Below are 18965 nucleotides of genomic sequence, written 5' to 3'. Positions count from 1 at the left end.
ATAGTGAAAGATGTTTTTGAACTGTGCTCAAGTTATTCGCCCGGTGGCGACCAACCCACGGCGATTGCTAAATTGGTGGACGGGTTGGAATCGGGCTTGGCGCATCAGACTTTATTAGGTGCTACGGGAACGGGTAAAACCTTTACCATGGCCAATATTATCGCTACCTTGAACCGTCCCACCATTATTATGGCCCACAACAAAACCCTGGCGGCGCAGCTGTATGGCGAGATGAAAGAATTCTTCCCCAATAACGCGGTGGAGTATTTTGTTTCCTACTATGACTACTACCAGCCCGAAGCCTATGTCGTGGCCAGTGACACCTTTATCGAAAAAGACGCATCGATCAACGAGCACATAGAGCAGATGCGACTGTCGGCCACCAAGGCTCTGTTGGAACGGCGCGATGTTGTTATCGTCGCCTCGGTATCGGCCATCTATGGTCTGGGCGATCCCGACTCCTATATGAAAATGATGCTGTTGCTTAAGGTCGGCGACACCGTTGACCAAAGGCAAATGCTGCGTCGTTTGGCGGAGTTGCAGTACACCCGAAATGATATAGACTTCAGTCGCGGCACCTATCGGGTACGTGGTGAGGTGATCGATATATTCCCCGCCGAATCGGATGATGTTGGCGTGCGGGTGGAAATGTTTGACGATGAAATCGAGCGCCTAAGCCTGTTTGACCCGCTTACCGGTCAGGTGCAAAAAAACCTGGTGCGTGCCACCATTTATCCGAAAACTCACTATGTAACGCCGCGCGAGAAGATTTTAGGCGCCATCGACAATATTAAGGTTGAGCTTAAGCAGCGTCGCCAGCAATTGCTCGATGCCAACCGCTTGGTCGAGGAACAGCGGGTGGCGCAGCGTACGCAGTACGATATCGAAATGATGCAGGAATTGGGCTATTGCTCCGGCATTGAAAACTACAGCCGTTACCTCTCAGGACGCGCGCCTGGCGAGCCGCCACCGACTCTCTTGGATTATCTGCCCGATGATGCGCTGATGATCATCGATGAGTCTCATGTTACCGTGTCGCAAATTGGCGCCATGTATCGTGGCGACCGCTCGCGTAAGGAAAATCTGGTTGAGTACGGGTTTCGTTTACCCTCGGCCATGGATAACCGCCCACTAAAATTCGAAGAGTTTGAGGCGATTATGCCGCAAACCATATATGTATCGGCGACGCCGGGCGATTATGAACTGGATAAATCGGCGGGCGAGGTGGCCGAGCAGGTTATTCGACCCACCGGCTTGCTCGACCCTCAGCTTGAAGTGCGTCCGGTCAGTACTCAGGTTGATGACCTGCTTTCTGAAATTTATCAACGCGTGGAAATAAACGAGCGGGTTTTGGTGACCACATTAACGAAACGCATGGCCGAGGATTTAACCGACTATTTAAGCGACCACGACGTCAAGGTGCGCTATTTGCACAGCGATATAGATACGGTGGAGCGGATGGAAATTATTCGCGACCTGCGCGCCGGCGTATTCGATGTGTTGGTGGGGATCAATCTATTACGTGAAGGTCTGGATATGCCCGAGGTCTCTCTGGTTGCCATCCTTGACGCCGATAAGGAAGGTTTTTTACGTTCCGCGCGCTCACTGATCCAAACCATAGGCCGAGCCGCGCGTCATATTAACGGTAAGGCAATCTTGTATGGTGATGTGATCACCAAATCCATGCGCAAGGCCATAGACGAAACCAACCGTCGTCGCGATAAACAAATCGCTCATAACGAAGCGCACGGCATCACGCCGCAGGCTTTGAACAAGCGGATCACCGATGTGATGGATACCGGTGAGACGCCGAAGCAGCAATCAGGTCTTGTCCGTAAGGGGAATAAAGGTCGCAAGGGTGCCAGCACAGACGTTGCTTTGGACGCCACGCAAATCGCCAAGGAGATCACTCGCTTGGAGGCGCAGATGCATGAATTTGCCCGAGCGCTGGAGTTTGAAAAGGCGGCGCAAGTACGGGACCAAGTCCACCTGCTACAGCAGCAACTGATCAAGAGCTAAGTCCGAGAACAGCTCTCTAGAGTTAACCTAAGCGGTGACGGTTCTTTTACCGCCCAATTTGTTGCTCTGTTTGTCTTCGTACATGCGTTTATCGGCCTGAGCCAACAGGGCAGCGATATCCAGGGTGCACTCGGTATAGCAACTAAAGCCACAACTGATCGACGGATACACGATATGGCCCTTGTAGTTTAGCGGTGAACGCTCGATATGCAGCCTTAGTTTGTCGACAATGGCGGCGACTTGCTCATCACTGCTGATTCGATGTAAAAGTACTAAAAATTCATCGCCGCCGAGGCGGGCGATAATGTCCGAATCGCGCAAGGTGCGCTGTAACTCCCTCGCGATATGCACGAGCAAGGCGTCACCACAATCATGGCCATAGCTGTCATTCACCGCCTTAAAGTCATTCACATCGATATTAATAATGGCAAAGTGCTTGTGCACTTCGGCACCGCGAGTGAGATCGTTCAGATGTTGCATAATGGCTCGGCGGTTTGCCAACATGGTGAGGTCGTCTTGCAGTGAAGTGGCCTTCACCAGGTAGTAGGCGCGCACCAAGATGGCGACACTTACAAATAACACCAGGCACAATAGCGCACCCAGTGCGCGAATTAGCGTGGCATGAGGCTGGGGAGCGGCATTAAATTTAGCCGCCAGTGCCCAGCGTCCATTGGGGAGGTGCAAGGGTAAAATCACGTCCGCCTGCGCAAAGGTGTTGGCATTGCCATAAAATACCTGCGATCCCTTGGCGGTGTTTTTCAGAGCGTATTGCACCTGCTCCTGAGCGTCGAGCTCGAGCAACTGGTAAAGCGTTGTAATGTCCAATACTAGGCTGAGGGTGCCCCAGTAACTGGTCTCGTCGGCGGGGTTGGCAAACAGTGGAAACTGCACCAAGAGAGCCTCACCGCCTTGCACTAAGGTGAGTGGTCCGGCTAGCACCACGGATTGCGTTAGTCGTGCCTGCTCAACGGTGGCAAATTGTTCTTCATCGGTACGATAGTCAAAGCCCATGGCCCTTTGGTTGCCTTCCAAGGGGTAGACATATTGCACTATGTTATCCGGTGCCAAAGAAATATTGCGGATCAATTGCGATCGGGCCACCAATTGGGCGGCGATGTGTTGCCAATGCTGGGCGATAAATTCGCGATTGATATTGGCGATGACCACCAGGCTTTCGGCGGCAAAGATCTCTTGATTCAGGGTGGTTTCAAGCTTGGCCCGCAGCAGTGCAGATTGCTTACGCAGGTAAAGTTGTTCCTCCACAAGCTCTTGTTGTCGGTAAAGGTGGGCGAAATATTCGACCACAAAGACACTGGCCCCCACATAAAGGGTACCGAGCAAGATGAGCAGGAGTATGGAACGTCTTTTCATATTATTATCGCACTGCGCGCGCTGACTTAGAGATTATCTATCTCTTGTTCGACGCTAAATCCTTTATCTGTGACTATGGCCTCAAGCACTTGTATACGCTCTTTAAGATGGGCTATTTGCTCTGTCATGGCTTGGGTTTGCTGATTTGCCGTTTGACACTGTTGTTGTAACTGGGACAGTTGCCGACCCTGTCGACGTTGCGCGCGTAGGCCGAGGCCAAACGCGAGGGCCGCGATAATAAGCAGTAATATCATGTATATAAGCATGGCATACTCTTGCTGGCGAGAATAATCTCAGTATAACTGCAAAATGCCACAAGGCCACTGATGGTGCAAAATTATCAGTGGCTTAGGGGGAACAGGGAGGAAATTAAGCTTCGTAGGGCAGGGGATCGACGGCGTTATTAAGGGCGAACGCTTCTAAACGTTCCTGACAGGCACCGCATTTACCACAGGCTTGCTCGCGGCCGTTATAACAGGTCCAGGTCTGGCTGTAATCCAGGCCCATCTTCAGGCCATCGGTTAGGATGTCAATCTTGCTGTTATCAAGATAAGGGCAAACGATTTCAACTTCATCGTAGTTGGCGATGCGACAAACATCGTCCATTTTCTTCACAAACTCAGGGCGACAATCCGGATAGATGGCGTGATCGCCAGAATGCGCGCCGTAAAATACCTTGCTGGCCTTAAGCGACACCGCGTAGCCCACCGCCAGTGACAACAAGATCATATTACGGTTAGGCACTATGGTGCTTTTCATGCTTTCTTCTTCGTAATGCCCTTCCGGTACGTCGATATCATCGGTCAGCGATGAACCGCCAATCAACTGATTGATTGCGGAAATATCGACTATCTTATGATTAACGCCGAGTTGCTCGCATACCTGCTTTGCTACTTCCAGCTCTTTGACATGGCGCTGACCGTAGTTAAACGACAGGGCGTAGACCTCGTGACCTTGACGAAGTGCCTTGTTTAGCACGGTAAAAGAGTCCATGCCACCGGAATAAATTACAACGACTTTTTCTGCCATTTGCCTGCGAGCCTTTTAATCATAGAGGTTTACGTTAGGGCGCGGTATACTACAGGGTTTGAGCTTGGATCACAATTATTCGCCGTTGGCATTTGCTCTGGGCCTAGGTATTTGTGAACAGCGATTGTTAAGTTTTAGCAGCAGGTTAGATTTTTGTACCAAATAAACGAGATTTTTGAAACCATCCAAGGGGAAGCCAGTTTTACCGGCACCCCCTCAATTTTTGTGCGTTTGCAGGGGTGTCCTGTGGGCTGTTCCTGGTGTGATACCAAACAAACCTGGGATGCCAAAGACAGCTATGTGGTGTCCTTGACACAAACGGTGGAGAAAAAGTCCGACTCTGAGCATTGGGCCAAGGCCGATGCCGAAGATATTCTGACGTTGTTTCAAACCCGAGGTTATCGCGCTAAGCATGTGGTGATCACCGGCGGCGAACCTTGTTTGTTCGACCTTAACCCCCTGTGCGAGCTGTTGCATCAACATGGTTACAGCACCCAAATAGAAACCAGCGGCACCTTTGAGATTAAAGCGCCGGCGCAAACCTGGGTGACGGTATCGCCAAAAATCAATATGCGCGGCGGCTATGAGGTTTTGGCCAGCGCCATGAAGCGCGCCAATGAAATTAAGCATCCGGTGGCGATGCAAAAACATGTGGACGAGTTAGAAGCCCTGTTTAAGGCAACGGGTGTGCATCCGCGACTTGTGTATCTGCAACCTATCAGTCAAAAAGCCAAGGCAACGAAGCTGGCCATAGACACCTGTATTAAGAAAAACTGGCGTTTATCTGTACAGGTACACAAGTATCTGGGGATTAACTAGGCCTAACTGGCGCATTAAACATAAAAAAACGCGGCTTAGGCCGCGTTTTGTATTCTTAAAGCATTAATTAAGCATTATCTGCCAAATAATCGATCACTACCTGGTGGTGATCCTTGGTCTTAAACTTATTGAAAACATGTTTAATGCTGCCGTCTTGGCCGACTAAAAAGCTGATGCGGTGAATGCCGTCGTACTCTTTACCCATAAACTTCTTTAAACCCCACACGCCAAAGTCGTCCGCTACCTTATGATCTTCGTCGCTTAGTAATTGAAAGTTTAGCTCTTTTTTGGTTTCGAAGTTTTTAAGCTTTTTCACCGGATCCGGGCTAATGCCCACTGCAATGGTGTTGTATTTAGCCAGCTCGGCCTTATGGGCGCTGAGCTGTTCCGCCTGTACGGTACAACCAGGGGTTAGAGCCTTGGGATAGAAATACACTAAAACCTGATGGTCTTTTAATAGCGCTTCGAGGCTAACCGTTTCGCCGTTTTGATCCTCAAGGGTGAAAAGTGGCGCTTTATCGCCCGCTTGCAAAGTGTTCATAATGCTGCGTCCTTATCTGATCCGTTTAAAAGTATAATCTATGTTCAGGCGCTGAGATAACGCCTCAAAGGCCACCTTAAAGGCGTCAATATCAAGTTCTTGCGGCACATTAAACTCGAGTTCACAGCGCATTTGAATATCGCCGTCTTGTTCGTAGGTGTCTGATTTAAGAGAGCAAATGCTGATATTGTACTCGGCAAAATAGCCGGTGATCTGGCTCAGAGTACCGGGTGTGTCTATCCCCACGTATTCCAGGGTATAACCGCCACTAAAGAGCTCTTCGGTGTGGCTTGAAGTGCGCTTCATCATCGTGAGTAGCCCCAGCTCCATGCCCTTATTGGGCAGCAGGTGCTCGACCCGGCTAATGGCGGCCATGTCGCCGCATAACAACATGATAAAGGTTAATTCATTGCCCAAAATGGCAATGCGGCTGTCGGTGATATTGCAGTGACAATCGCTGACCAATTGCGTTAAGGCGCTGACCACCCCGGCTTGGTCTTCGCCAATTGCGGTGATCACTAACTGTTGTTTGGCCAATTCGCCCATGGATGTGCCCTTGCTGTGATAAAACAATCTTTTGGCGGCGCAGTGTAGCATAAACCGGGTTTTAAAGCGCAACTTTTAGCCGTGCCTCGCTTTATTGCCTTTTCGGTACCGACATTCTTGTTTTTAACCTCGTGTAAAAGTACCATAGTGAAAATTTTTGTAAGCCATTGCTGTGCTTGAGCACAACAGTGGTTTGGGTGTCGACACTCGGGTTTAACGCCGTTGTATGATAGGCAAAACAACAAAGTGGTCGTTAAGTTGAATCTGGCACTGAACCAATTACCACTCACCGACTCAAAGACCGTACAATAATAACGGTGAGCAAAGGAGAACAACAACGTGCAGTATTGGATCCCTAAAGTATTGATCTTGATTGCTTTAGTCACTTTGAGTGGCTGTGGCATTTTCACCAACGAGGCACACCACAAGCGTAACTATAAAGCCAATCAGCCATTAGTGACTCCAGAGGGACTCGATGCACCGCGCCAGGACCCCACCTATAAAATGGACGTGGCCAGCTATGACAACAGTGAAGAAGCCAAGGCCGTTAAGCCGCCGATGCAAATTATGCCGATCGCCCAGGGAAGCTGGATTGAAGAAGGCGATAAGGTAGCCAAGGTCTACTTCGATAAGAACGATGGCATCGACGATCTCGACCAATTTATTCTGGCGGCCGTAGAAGGCGTGTTGGAAAGCTACAACACTCCGGTAGCAAATAAGACGCAAAACAGCATTGAAAGCGATTGGTTTTCTGTCGTAACCGTTGAAGAGGGCTGGTTATGGGACGATGAAATCGTTGCCGAGCAGCGCTATAAATTTACCGTTGAAGAAAAAGATCACCAGCGTACCGCGTCTTTGCGTGCCGAGATGCTTGATTATCGCTCGCAGCAAGTGCCTTTAACGCCGTTATTGCAACAACGTTTGGAAACCCGTGCTCTCAATAGTGTAATTGCCGAATTCGATTATCGTTATCGTCAGCTTCAGGTTGAACTGCGCCAGCGCCAAGGCATTATTTCTCTGGCTTTAGGCTTTGATAATCAAGGCAATGCAGCGTTAATGACCGAGCAGGACATGAATGTGGTCTTGGAGCGCTTCAGTGGCTTCTTAGAGCGCCTTCAATTTACTATTATTGAAGTGGATGCCGACAAGGGCCGTATTATTGCTGATTACGCTCAGCCTGAAAGCAGTGTGTGGGATTCGATTTGGGGCGAAGAGGCGATGCAGCTGCCGTTAGAAGACGGCCAGTATCAGATTCTTTTGGATAACGCTAAAGCCGGTGGTACCAGTATTACCTGGATGGATAAAGACGGGGAAGTGCTAGAACCCGGCACCATGAATGATTTACAGCAAGCCCTAGTGACGGCCCTACGCGCCCGCGGGATTCAAATGTAACCCTTTGACTTTGCTGTAAAAAAGGAAAGGGCTTGGAGCACCTTTCCTTTTTTGTTTGTAGCCAAAACGGCAGGGCAGCCCAAAGATAACAACGAAAATAAGTAGCGATTATGACAACAAGCCAGCCACGTACCATGGCCAACACTTTACTGACATTCTTAATTCCTTCGCTGATCGGCGTCTTTCTCTTTATGGTGCCGATCCCCTGGGATGGGCAGATCAAAATCAGTGTCGCTATTTTGGCCGATATGTTACGTCAAACCCTGGCGCCCGTTGCCAGTACTCTGTTGTTGGTGATCATTAGTATGACCGGCGTGTTGTCTTTGTTGATGACCCTGATACAACCGCGCTCGCTGTTTGAAAAACCCATGATGCGCCATCTATTCCTGGTGACGCCGACCTGGCTAGTGGTGCGCGTTGTGGGCATGGTGTTTGTGGTTATGACCTATTTCCAACTTGGCCCCGAGGCGATTTACTCTGAAGCCACCGGTGCCTTTGTATTGGTGGAATTGTTGCCGCTGTTGCTAACCGTGTTTATTTTAGCCGGTTTCTTACTGCCGCTGTTGTTAAATTTCGGTCTGCTGGAGCTGGTCGGCACCCTGTTTACCAAGATTATGAAGCCCTTGTTTGGCGTGCCCGGTCGCAGCGCCGTAAACTGTGCCGCTTCTTGGCTTGGCGATGGTAGCGTCGGTATTTTGATGACCGCCAGACAATATGAAGAAAAGCACTATACGCAAAAAGAGGCGGCCATTATTGGTACTACCTTCTCGGCGGTATCCATCACCTTCTGTTTTGTGGTCATAGGTCAGGTTGGCCTCGAACATCTATTCGCGCCCTTTTATCTGACCGTGTGTCTGGCCGGCGTGGTGTGTGCGCTGATTTTGCCGCGTATTCCTCCTCTTAGCCTGAAGAAAAACATATATGTTGATGGTGACAGCCAATGTGACGACAACGAGGCGGTGCCGCAAAATAAAAGCCTGTGGCGACAATCTTTGGACATGGCCCTGGATAAGGCGCGCCATGCCAAAGGGGTAAAAGGTACGGTCGAAGAAGGTCTGCACAATGCGCTAGACATGGTGTTTGCCGTGTTGCCGGTGGTTATGGCCGTAGGTACCTTTGCGCTTATCGTTTCCGAACATACGCCGGTATTCCAATGGCTGGGTAAGCCTTTTATTCCTTACCTTGAATTGCTGGGTGTCCCCGAAGCAGTGAAGGCCTCAGAGACCATAGTGGTGGGCTTTGCCGATATGTTCATCCCGTCTATTTTGGCGGCGTCGAATATCGACAGTGAAGTGACCCGCTTTATTATCGCGGCCATGAGTGTGACTCAATTAATCTATATGTCGGAAGTGGGCGCACTGCTATTAGGCAGCAAGATCCCGGTGAATATTCTTGAGCTGTTTGCTATTTTTATTCTGCGCACCTTGATCAGCTTGCCAGTGATCACCTTGATGGCAAACTGGCTGGTAGCCTAGGTTTTTACCTAGGCTCTAAGAAGTGAGCGCTATGCGCTGGGTTCCAAGACCCTAGGACTCTTTGTCGTCTGTCTCTGAGTCTTGCTTTTGGGCCTTTTCGGCAAGGCTGCGTTTGGCCTTTTCGATCGGGTCCTGATTGAACTTTTTAAGGTCCATTTTCGCCGAATATTTTAACAGTGCGATATTGCTCCAGATCACCGCCAATACCAAGACGATGATCAGGATTACATGCCAGGTTTGCATTGCAGTGTCCGCTATATTAAGTGCAGGGTAAGGGAGTGCCCTTTATAACTGACAACCTAGTTGCGATGCAACATCTAGAACGATTTAGTGGAGTCTTCATAGGCAATGGAAAAGGTACTAATTTGGCCGGAACAATATCCGTTATTACTCAAAGGACTCATTGAGCAGAACGGCGCCTTTATACTCGATGCTTTGGAAGCATGGCCAGCTTGTAGTACAAAAATCGAGGAAGAGGTCAGCACCACCACGCTGCCACCTCTGTATTATTTAATCTGGCTGCAGCCGCGCGACCCTTTTGAAGAGTGTACCTTCCAGCATATCAGCGATTTTGATGAGCAGGCACTGCGCTACATTCACGCGGCCAAAGACTACTTCCTTAACAACGATTACACCGCCGAGCAAATCAGTGAGATGCTGTTGGAGCGTCTTGCCCAGTACGCGAATATCAATGCGCAAATTCAGGTGGAATCGCCGCTATCACTGGCCAAGTTGCTGTTTGAACATCGCTATTTTTCTTTACTGGCGCAGTTGTTGGAGCGCGATGTAAAACTCAGTAGCGCCGATATCCTGCTGTTATGGCAGGAAGTGGACTTTCGCCCTAAGCTGGAGCCTTTCCTACCAGACTGTGCTGCCGATCTGCCAGATTTGTTGGAAGCGGCAAAAACCGAGTTGATCCAGGGGCATGACTTTTTCACCCTGTTGCAATGCATTTCCAATGAGGAAAACCTGCAGCACCTTTTAGAGCAAGCACTGTTGGCCCATTTGCAAAGTGAGCATGCTAAACAGAGCCTGGCTATGCGTTTTATAGAGCAGGGCGCCCGGGGCAGCGAACATAACGAGCAAGGGCAAACGGCGCTGATGTTGGCCGCCGAAAAAGGCTTTGTGAGTGTCATTGAAGCGCTGTTAAATCAGGCGTCACTCGATGCCAAGGATCATCAGGGCAACAATGCCTTGCACTATGCCGTGGGTGCCGATAACGGCAATTGTTTAACCGTGTTGCTGCGTGCCGGCGCTAATTTTCATGCCAAAAACAACGCTGGGCTGAGCTGTTATCGCTACGCCGTGGAACAAAACCGTAAGGCTCTGGTGCGGCTGATGGAACGCGAGTTTGGTATCAAGGAATTATCGCCTCAGGGTCAGTATATGCGTATCGCCAAGGTGCATAGCTTGCATGCGCTGGTCATGTTGCTGCTGCCGCTGCAACTGTTTTTCTTTTTCGATGACGGTATCGAGTATAAGAGCGAGCTGACCATGGTCTTTACCATGCTCTCGGTGGTGGCGATATTCTTTGCCATTAGCCTTAAACGGTGCGCCTTGTATCCGCACTTGCGTCACCCATTTGGGCTTGGCATTTTGCGCGTGGGGTCTGTGTTGTCTTTATTGGCACAATTGGCGCTGTTAAGCGTGGTCGGGCTGGCATTTTTAAGCCAGTTAGGCAGTTAACTGAGCGCCTGAAGTTCCATCTCAATAAATAAAAAACGCCGAGTTGATAAATCGGCGTTTTTTATTGCTTGGATAGTATACCAATTCACTTAAATAGCTAATCATTCTAGGGGGTTAAATATCATGCTTACGGCGTTGGAATTTTTCTATGTACGCCTACATGGATATAGTCGGTAGCGCGGCGCAGGCGCCAAAGCCGATAATAACTACATCAGGAAAATTCCGTCTTGTTATCGCATCATTTATCCAGCGCTCTATCTGATCACCTACTGAACAGAATGGGTATTATTTCTTATCCTGGTTTTGGCGATGATATTCCTGTGCCGCCTTTTCATTGGCTAAATCGTCTTTCAATTTACCCACCTTTAAACCCAACTCCTGACCGCGATGGCGGGCGTAGTAGGTGCAGCCGATAAACATACAGCTGGCAAAGAGCAGCTCCAGTACCACCCACACTCGCTCGTCCGGGCTCACCCACAACAGGGTAAAGCCATGAATAAAGTAAATCATGACGATAAAGTTGGCCCAGGCATAGGTGTAAGGCTTATCTTGAATGATGCCTTTAAGGGGCAACAGCAAGGGCACTATGTACAGGCCAAAGGTGAAGGCGAAGCTGTAATCGCTGCGTGGTGAAAATACGAATAGCCACAGGGGCATTAACAGCAACAGGCCGATATAACCGACCAGTGCGAGACGCTGATAGCGCTTAGTCAGCGGCTTTTTTGCGATATTAGTCATTGAGTTTTCTCGCTAAATTAGCCAAACGCCGACCAAGGGCTTGGCAAATTTGTTTTTCATCGTTACTGAGCTGGGAATTATTATCCAGACCGGCAACATGGCTAGCACCATAGGGAGCACCGCCTGTGGTAGTGGCGTTCAGGGCGGGCACATCATAGGGAACGCCGACCAACAACATGCCGTGGTGCAGTAATGGGATGCTCAGGTGCAGCAGGGTTGTTTCGTTGCCGCCGTGCATGCTGCTGGACGAGGTAAAGACGCAGGCGGGCTTGTCGATCAATTGACCCTTAAGCCAAAGATCGCTGCTTTGCTCCCAAAATGACTTGGCCTGCGAGGCCATCATGCCAAAGCGCGTCGGCGTACCGAATGCCAGGGCTGCACAGTCGATGAGCTCCTGCTTATTTACCTGAGGGTGGTCACCGTCATCGCCGATACAGCGCAGCCAGACATCACTGCCCTGTGCTTCTATGCTGTCGGCGATTTCCTCGGCCAGCGCCTGAACACTGCCACTGCGGGAGTGATAGAGCACCAAAATCGGTGCCATTAAATGATCTCCAGGGCATTTTCCGGCGGTCTGCCAAGCACCGCTTTGTCACCGTTTACCACGATAGGGCGCTCGATCAGTTTTGGGTTGGCGTGCATGGCATTAAGCAGTGCCTGCTCGTCCTGTTCGTTTTGTAAATCAAGCTCTTTATAGATGTCTTCCTTGGTGCGCATCAGTTCGCGGGCCGAGCTAAAACCAAGCTTGGTAAGCAACTCGCTTAGGGTCGCAACGCTCGGTGTGTCTTCTAGGTATTTTACGATGGTGACCGGCGTGCCTTTGTCTTCGATAAGAGCCAGGGTTTGGCGCGACTTTGAGCAACGCGGATTATGGTAGATAACGACAGACATAAGAATTCCTTCAATACAAATAATAGCGTTAGTGTAAAAGATAGTGGCGTATAAGGGTAGGGGGTTGCCGCCGGTGGTGCGCTTTTTAGCCAACCCGGGGAGCTTCCCAGGCTGGCTGTGTATGATTATAAGCTTGAAAGCTCTTTTTGCATGGCGCGATATTGGCTTAACAGGGCTTTTAAGCGTTTTTGTTTAAGGATTTCGTTGGGTTCTATATGGTTGAGTGCCTTCTGCACCTCGTCGGCGGCCTTCATATAAGCGCCGTACTGGGCCAGTAAGTCGGCGTTGGCTTCATGATATGCGGCTCTGTTTTCCTGATGCTTGTAGGTGTCGGTCAGCAATTGCTTGGCGAGGATATGGTCGGGTTTTTCCAAGGCAAAGCTGCGTAGCAGCTCTTCGGCGAGCTTATATTGTTTGGCCTCAATGGCTGCATGGGCAAAGTTTAGGGTAATAACCTGATTATTAGGGCGTAACTGATGGAAAGGGCGCAGGTGCTCTACGGCCTTTTCCGGCTCGCCTTTGCCGACGTAGTAATCGGTTAGCGAGTCGAGATAGAAGAGGTTGTCGGGGGCTTTTTGTAATAGTTCATCAAGCAGGGATTTTGCTTCATCAAACTTTTTTTGATCGATCAAGGTTAAGGCCAAACCATAGCGTAGCGCCGAGGTGTCACCAAAACTGTGCTCTTTAAGCTGCTTACGAAACTGAGCTTCGGCATGGGTGCTGGAGCCATTGAATCGGGCGATCACCCGGCTTTTGGCTAGATGAAAGAGCAGGTTGTCTGCGTAAGGTCGATCTTGATATTGCTGTGCGCGCAGGCGTACATCGCTCACCCGGCTTTGTGGCAGCGGGTGTGTAAGTAAGAAGATTGGCGGCTTTTGCTTATAGCGAATTTGCGCCGACAGCTTGGTTAGAAATTCCCCGGAGGCTTTAGGGTCAAACCCGGCATCGTAGAGGGTGCGCATGCCAATGCGATCCGCCTCTTGCTCGGCGCCGCGGCTATGAGTGAGCTGATTTAGAGCGCCTTGCGTTTGCGTGCCGGAGATAATTGCCAGACCGGCATCGGGAGATACCATGGTGGCCAACACACCGGCTATCAAACCGGCGATGGTCATGCCCGAGTTGTCCTGTTGTTGCTGCAGTCGGCGGGCCAGGTGGCGTTGGGTCACGTGGGCTATTTCGTGCCCTAATACCGAGGCGAGTTGACTCTCGTTATCGGCCTGGGCGATAAGGCCGGTATGCACGCCAACATGGCCACCATAGAAGGCGAAGGCATTGATGTCCGGGTTATTGACCCAAAAGAAAGAGAAGGGAAAACGGATATCGTCGGCATGGGAGACCAATTGATTGCCCAGACCGCGCAGGTATTCGTCGAGCACCGGGTCGTTAATCACCGGCGAGTTACCACGAATTTGCATCATCATCACGTCACCTATGACGCGTTCCTTTTCAATGGGCAGAGCCTTTAATGCAGAGGTGCCTAAGTCGGGCAACTCAAAGGTGTTTTGCGCCCGGGCTCCAGTTAGGCTAGTGGCCAATACCAAGGCGCATAACAGCAGACATCTAAATAACATATGATTCCTTGCGGTCTTAATCTTTATTTTGCAGCAGGCACGTGGGCAATCTGATGCTTTATGGTGGCTTTATCACTAGGCCTCGCTATCTGTTCTTAGAGTTTGAGACCCCAGCCATACGACGAACGTTCACTTTCAAGGGCAATAAAGCCAAGTTAGTATGCACTGGCTAAAGTACATGGAAGGTGAACGTACGCACAAGGCTGTGTCTGTTCGCCTTGGTGTATTTCGACCATACTAGGCTTAGGATAAACGAATGCGAGAAGGCTTTTAAGTCTTTTTACGGTATTATGGCTTACGCGCCAAGGGCATAGAGACCATCAGTGGGTGAGTGAATGATTCGTTTAGACTTCAGGCGCAGGGTGTTTTAACAAGATATCTATAATGAGACATACGGTTAGGGGATATGAAACAATCGGACTTAAGGTGTTATAGCTGCCCCGAGCTGTTTGTTCGCTTTAAACTGGCGTTACGGGCGGCGCAATGCGAGCAGCAAAAGATTGCCTTCGTGTTGAAGGGCAATGACAAACAAGGCGTCCGTGATATTAAGCGTTATTTAACCAAGCAAAAGTTAGCATTCGTTGTCACAACAACGGCAGAACAATTAATAATAACCGTGGAGAGAGAAACTCGTGTTTGAATTTGTGCGTGCGTGGTACCAAAGAAAATTTTCTGATCCTCACTCGGTGACCCTGCTTTTACTCTTGCTCAGCACGTTTGCTGTGCTCTATTTCTTCGGTGCTTTGTTGATGCCGGTGTTGGTCGCCGTGGTGATCGCCTATTTACTGGATTGGCCCGTGACTCGTTTGCAGCGCGTGGGTCTGTCACGCACCATAGCCACCATAGTGGTGGTCAGTTTGTTCTGCTCCTTGGTGATTGGCACCCTGTTCGGCTTTGGCCCAATTCTATGGCAGCAAACCAGTAACTTATTGCAAGAAGCGCCCACCATGCTGGAACAGGGAAAACATTACCTAATGCATTTGCCTGTCGACTATCCAACCTTGATCACCCCAGAGCAGGTTCGCACCTTAGTGGCCAGTGTTGAGAGTAAGGCGGTGGAATTTGGTCAGGTGCTGGTGTCGGTGTCGCTGACTTCGCTCAAAGACGTGGTGGCTTGGTTGATTTATCTGGTGCTGGTACCGCTGCTGGTGTTCTTTATGCTCAAGGATAAAGCCCAATTAGTGCACAGTGTGAGCGCCCTGTTGCCGGCGCAGCGTCGCTTAATCCAGCAGGTGTGGTTGGAAATGAATCAACAGATTATGAATTATATACGCGGCAAGGTGTTTGAAATCCTGATCGTCGGTGGGGTGTCCTTCGTGGTCTTCACCATCTTCGATTTGCGCTATGCCGCCCTGTTGGGGGTGTTGGTCGGGTTGTCCGTATTGATCCCCTTTATTGGCGCAGCCTTGGTGACCATTCCAGTGGCCGCCGTGGCCTTATTCCAATTCGGTTTGGGCAGTGAGTTTTGGTCGGTGCTGGTGGCCTACGGCATTATTCAGGCGCTCGATGGTAATGTCTTGGTGCCGCTGCTGTTTTCCGAGGCGGTCGATTTAAACCCGGTGTTTATTATCATGGCAGTGCTGTTCTTTGGTGGCTTATGGGGCTTTTGGGGCGTATTCTTTGCTATACCCCTGGCATCTTTGGTGCGCGCCTTAGCTAATGCCTGGTCGTCGACTTTGGAAGACGCCAACAATAAAGCCACACCGGCCCAGGAGTAGTGCCCCGCTTGCTCGGTCTTTAGATGAAAAACTGATAAAAGCCAGCGTGATGCAAACAAATCGGTATTAATAGCGCATGGGCACTTGTGTACAATGGTTATAAGTTATAGCTAATTGGAATATGGTGCCCATGACCCAGCGTTTTTTCACCCAGACTAGCCAGGATATCGTTTATCTCGATGCCAATGCGACCACTCCCGTGTTGCCGCGCATTGCTGATGTTGTCTCTCACACCATGCAGGTGTGTTTTGGTAATCCGTCTAGCTCGCATATTACTGGGGTGCAGGCCAAGTATCTGCTGGAGCAAACACGTGCCAAGGCGCGTAAGGTCATAGGTGCCGAGCAAGGTGATATTCTCTTTACCTCCGGTGCCACCGAGGGTATCCAAACTGCCGTGGTCTCAACGCTTTTAGCCAATCGTCATAAGGCCACCGAGCACAGCGTGTTATTGTATGGTGCCACCGAGCATAAGGCGGTGCCCAACACCCTCAAACATTGGAACGAGGTGCTGGGTTTGGGAGCCAGGTACTAGCCATTCCCGTGGATGAAGCCGGTTTGCTGGACCTGGACTTTATCGCCCAACACGTGGGCAAGGCACTGATGATCTGTACCATGGCGGTAAACAACGAAACCGGTGTGTATCAGGACTTGGCTAAGCTCGAGCAGGTGATCCGTGCCAATAACGATCATGTCAGCTGGATGGTGGACTGTGTGCAAGCCCTGGGTAAGCAGGATTTGGCCCTAAGTGAGACCAGCATAGATTATGCGCCGTTTTCCGGTCATAAACTTTATGCACCTAAGGGCATCGGCTTCCTCTACATTCGTGAAAATAGTCCATACACTCCCTTTATCGCCGGTGGCGGCCAGGAAAGTGGCATGCGCTCGGGGACCGAGAATCTGCCTGGAATCGCCGGCCTTTATGAGCTGTTCGATTTGTTGCTCGATAAATCGCAAGAGGTGTTTAAGCCGGTTGCCACCTTGCACCAGTATCGCCAACAACTGATCCAAGCCCTGGAGCAAACGTTCGGCGATATCAGCTTTAATGCGCCGCTTGAAGGCTCTGTGCCCACTACCTTGAATTTTTGTGTTAACAGCCTGACCTCTAAAGAGGTAATGGACCTGTTTGACGCCGCTGGTATTCGCGTGAGTGGCGGCTCCGCCTGTAGTTCGGGTGCGTCGCGCAGCTTTGTGCTAGACGCCATGAATGCCAGTGATTGGCAAAGTGAGAACGCTATTCGTATGTCCTTCGGCCCCGCCGCCACAGAGCAAGAAATTGCACTGGCGTGTGAGCGTATTCGAGCCCTTAAACCCGTGCTCGCCAATAACTGTTTAATTGTTTCCGATGCCGCCCAGCCAGAGCATGAAGTCTGCGCCCTGGGTTTGACGCAACTGCGTCATCAGGGCAGTTGCTGTTGGCTGTATGTGGGTATTAACAATGAGGCGGTGATTATCGATCCGATTGTGGAGTTGGTGCCGCGGATCGCACGTTTGGTTACTCAGCAACAACTGCATGTGAAGGCCGTGTTGGAAACCCACAAACATCAGGATAAAGACTCGGCCCGTACCCTGTTATCAGAGCGCCTGGGCTTGGCCCAAGTGCAAGATCCATTGGGTTGGCCGCAAGGCGACGCAATAACCCTGGGCAAGCAGCGCTTGACGCGTGTCGCCACCCCGGGCCACAGTGCCGATAGCCATAGCTACTTGTTGTATCAAGAGGATAAAGTAAGCGCCTGTTTCTGCGGTGATCTCTTTATCTTTAGCGGCTTAGGCAGCACGCAGTTTGCCGATGCCGACGCAGAGCAGATGGTCGACTCAATTCACGCGCTGGCGACCAAATTGAATGCGGATACCGTGTTGTGTCCTGCCCATGACTATGAGCAGTGCTTTGCTCTGAGCTGGCAGGCTCAGATCCAGGCAACGCCTTTGCTGCAGCAGTTATTGCAAGAGCAGATCAGCAAGGCGCAGTTTGCCGAACAAAAACGTGCTCTGGACCAGGAGCTGAGCAATGAAAGCGGTGCCCTGTGTGGCTTTAGTCATCAGCCTAAGCACGCCAGCCCGCAGCAGCTCAATAGTGCCGAGGTACAACAGATGCTTGCCAGTGAGGAATTCGAAACCGTGATGTTGGATGTGCGTGAACCCTATGAGCATGGCGCCAAAGACATACGTTCGTTATTCAGTGTCCATGACGATCAACTGCTAAACGTGCCACTAAGCCGTATGGCCAATGCTTTGTTTGCCCATCAGCTGGCGCCGGATACCCGTTATATCCTGGTCTGTCGTACCGGAAACCGCTCGGCTCAGGCGATAAAGAATTTACAATCTTTGGGTTACAAGCATGTCTACAACTTGCAAGGCGGTTTGGCGCTAGTATGATGGTGGCTTAATTCATAGCCCAGGAACCACCATGAGCCAAGTATTTATCCGCGATGCGGTGATCAATGATGTGCCCTTGATCTATCAGTTTATCAAGGCGTTAGCTGTGTATGAGCGCGAGCCCGACGCCGTTGCCGCCACTGAGCACGATATAGAGCGCACCCTGTTTGATGAAGGGGCGACCGCCCACAGCGTTATTTGCTTTGAAAGTGACGCCCCCGACGCTGAAGCCATTGGCTTTGCGGTGTATTTTTATAATTACTCCACCTGGCTTGGCCGCAATGGTTTATATCTTGAAGACTTGTTTGTTAGTGAAGATAAGCGTGGTCGCGGTGCCGGTAAGGCACTGATGAAATATTTAGCGCAGCGCGCCATCAGCAAAAACTGTGGCCGTTTTGAATGGGTGGTACTTGACTGGAACCAGCCTGCCATCGATTTCTACCAGAGCATAGGTGCCGAGGCTCAGGCACAGTGGCAAATCTATCGCCTAAGTGGCGATAAACTGCTGCAATTTGCCGAGCAATAATCTGCCCTTTTATGAGCGCGCTATACCAATTCTGTTAAGTATGTGATCAGATATAGCGCTGGATAAATGATGTGATGGCAAGGCGGAATTTTTATTATGTAGTTATTCTACATAGAAAAGTTCCAACGCAGTTAGCATGAAATTTAGCCCGCTAGAATGATTAGCTATTTAAGTGAATTGGTATCAAAGCGCGCTTTTTACATTTTTACCATTGAGTGCAAAATCCGGCTAGTGCCGCGCCACCAATAGGGTAAGCTAAGCACATTAATC

Annotated in this window: 18 protein-coding genes and 1 pseudogene; 9 read left to right on the top strand and 10 right to left on the bottom strand. The window is 50.3% G+C overall.

Going from position 1 to position 18965, the window contains the following annotated elements; all coding sequences use genetic code 11:
* The first annotated feature begins 3 nt into the window (after positions 1 to 3).
* Positions 4 to 2019: an excinuclease ABC subunit UvrB gene (gene uvrB / locus C2M29_RS07305; protein WP_105189128.1), complete on the top strand. Its 2016-nt coding sequence runs from the start codon at positions 4 to 6 to the stop codon at positions 2017 to 2019.
* A 27-nt stretch (positions 2020 to 2046) separates the two neighbouring features.
* Here uvrB and C2M29_RS07300 read toward each other — a convergent pair whose 3' ends face one another.
* The 3 genes from C2M29_RS07300 to queC all read right to left on the bottom strand — a co-directional run bounded on the left by C2M29_RS07300 (position 2047) and on the right by queC (position 4419).
* On the bottom strand, positions 2047 to 3390 hold the full coding sequence (locus C2M29_RS07300) for a diguanylate cyclase (RefSeq protein WP_105189127.1): 1344 nt from the start codon (positions 3388 to 3390) through the stop codon (positions 2047 to 2049).
* 26 nt (positions 3391 to 3416) lie between these two features.
* A complete protein-coding gene (locus C2M29_RS07295) occupies positions 3417 to 3656 on the bottom strand; it encodes a hypothetical protein (RefSeq protein WP_105189126.1) in 240 nt (79 codons plus the stop codon).
* Positions 3657 to 3759: 103 nt separating this feature from the next.
* Complete coding sequence (gene queC / locus C2M29_RS07290) at positions 3760 to 4419, bottom strand: 7-cyano-7-deazaguanine synthase QueC (protein WP_105189125.1); 660 nt, start codon at positions 4417 to 4419, stop codon at positions 3760 to 3762.
* Between the two features lie 153 nt (positions 4420 to 4572).
* On the opposite strand from queC, the gene queE reads away from it, so the two are divergent.
* Entirely contained in the window at positions 4573 to 5238 is a 666-nt protein-coding gene (queE, locus tag C2M29_RS07285; protein WP_105189124.1) for a 7-carboxy-7-deazaguanine synthase QueE, read from the top strand.
* 67 nt (positions 5239 to 5305) lie between these two features.
* On the opposite strand, the gene bcp is transcribed toward queE, so the two are convergent.
* Positions 5306 to 5779, bottom strand: coding sequence for a thioredoxin-dependent thiol peroxidase (gene bcp, locus C2M29_RS07280; protein WP_105189123.1), 474 nt, complete (start codon positions 5777 to 5779; stop codon positions 5306 to 5308).
* 12 nt (positions 5780 to 5791) lie between these two features.
* The gene (locus C2M29_RS07275) at positions 5792 to 6325 is read right to left on the bottom strand and encodes a glycine cleavage system protein R (RefSeq protein WP_105189122.1); all 534 of its coding nucleotides are present in this window, start codon (positions 6323 to 6325) and stop codon (positions 5792 to 5794) included.
* Positions 6326 to 6664: 339 nt separating this feature from the next.
* Between C2M29_RS07275 and bamC the strand changes: the two genes are divergently transcribed.
* Positions 6665 to 7717, top strand: coding sequence for an outer membrane protein assembly factor BamC (bamC, locus tag C2M29_RS07270; RefSeq protein ID WP_105189121.1), 1053 nt, complete (start codon positions 6665 to 6667; stop codon positions 7715 to 7717).
* A gap of 110 nt (positions 7718 to 7827) precedes the next feature.
* Entirely contained in the window at positions 7828 to 9192 is a 1365-nt protein-coding gene (locus C2M29_RS07265) for a YjiH family protein (RefSeq protein ID WP_105189120.1), read from the top strand.
* A 51-nt stretch (positions 9193 to 9243) separates the two neighbouring features.
* Here the strand turns inward: C2M29_RS07265 and C2M29_RS07260 are convergent, their stop codons facing one another.
* Positions 9244 to 9435 carry a DUF2897 family protein gene (locus tag C2M29_RS07260; RefSeq protein WP_105189119.1) on the bottom strand — a complete coding sequence of 64 codons (192 nt, stop codon included), beginning with the start codon at positions 9433 to 9435 and terminating at the stop codon, positions 9244 to 9246.
* Between the two features lie 105 nt (positions 9436 to 9540).
* Here C2M29_RS07260 and C2M29_RS07255 point away from each other — a divergent pair, with 105 nt between their 5' ends.
* A complete protein-coding gene (locus tag C2M29_RS07255; RefSeq protein WP_105189118.1) occupies positions 9541 to 10878 on the top strand; it encodes an ankyrin repeat domain-containing protein in 1338 nt (445 codons plus the stop codon).
* A gap of 285 nt (positions 10879 to 11163) precedes the next feature.
* On the opposite strand, the gene C2M29_RS07250 is transcribed toward C2M29_RS07255, so the two are convergent.
* From C2M29_RS07250 to C2M29_RS07235, 4 genes are all read right to left on the bottom strand, one after another.
* Complete coding sequence (locus C2M29_RS07250; protein WP_105189117.1) at positions 11164 to 11616, bottom strand: DUF2069 domain-containing protein; 453 nt, start codon at positions 11614 to 11616, stop codon at positions 11164 to 11166.
* Positions 11609 to 12160 (bottom strand): NAD(P)H:quinone oxidoreductase, encoded by a 552-nt coding sequence (gene wrbA / locus C2M29_RS07245; protein ID WP_105189116.1) that lies wholly within the window; start codon positions 12158 to 12160, stop codon positions 11609 to 11611. The genes C2M29_RS07250 and wrbA overlap by 8 nt, the downstream gene beginning before the upstream one ends.
* Positions 12160 to 12507, bottom strand: a complete 348-nt coding sequence (gene arsC / locus C2M29_RS07240; protein WP_105189333.1) for an arsenate reductase (glutaredoxin) — start codon at positions 12505 to 12507, stop codon at positions 12160 to 12162. Before arsC ends, wrbA begins: the two co-directional genes overlap by 1 nt.
* Before the next feature lie 125 nt (positions 12508 to 12632).
* Positions 12633 to 14078 carry a M48 family metalloprotease gene (locus C2M29_RS07235; protein WP_105189115.1) on the bottom strand — a complete coding sequence of 482 codons (1446 nt, stop codon included), beginning with the start codon at positions 14076 to 14078 and terminating at the stop codon, positions 12633 to 12635.
* Between the two features lie 406 nt (positions 14079 to 14484).
* On the opposite strand from C2M29_RS07235, the gene C2M29_RS07230 reads away from it, so the two are divergent.
* From C2M29_RS07230 to C2M29_RS07215, 4 genes and pseudogenes are all read left to right on the top strand, one after another.
* Complete coding sequence (locus C2M29_RS07230) at positions 14485 to 14718, top strand: hypothetical protein (protein WP_105189114.1); 234 nt, start codon at positions 14485 to 14487, stop codon at positions 14716 to 14718.
* Entirely contained in the window at positions 14711 to 15796 is a 1086-nt protein-coding gene (locus C2M29_RS07225) for an AI-2E family transporter (RefSeq protein WP_105189113.1), read from the top strand. Before C2M29_RS07230 ends, C2M29_RS07225 begins: the two co-directional genes overlap by 8 nt.
* A 130-nt stretch (positions 15797 to 15926) precedes the next feature.
* Positions 15927 to 18169: pseudogene (locus C2M29_RS07220) on the top strand (aminotransferase class V-fold PLP-dependent enzyme).
* A 31-nt stretch (positions 18170 to 18200) separates the two neighbouring features.
* Positions 18201 to 18695 carry a GNAT family N-acetyltransferase gene (locus C2M29_RS07215; protein WP_105189112.1) on the top strand — a complete coding sequence of 165 codons (495 nt, stop codon included), beginning with the start codon at positions 18201 to 18203 and terminating at the stop codon, positions 18693 to 18695.
* Positions 18696 to 18965 lie beyond the last annotated feature (270 nt).

The sequence above is a fragment of the Pseudoalteromonas sp. T1lg48 genome, from assembly GCF_002964785.1.
In the GTDB taxonomy this organism is placed as follows: domain Bacteria; phylum Pseudomonadota; class Gammaproteobacteria; order Enterobacterales; family Alteromonadaceae; genus Pseudoalteromonas.
Note: the sequence above shows the minus strand (reverse complement) of the source record. Positions and strands in the feature narration are given on the sequence as shown.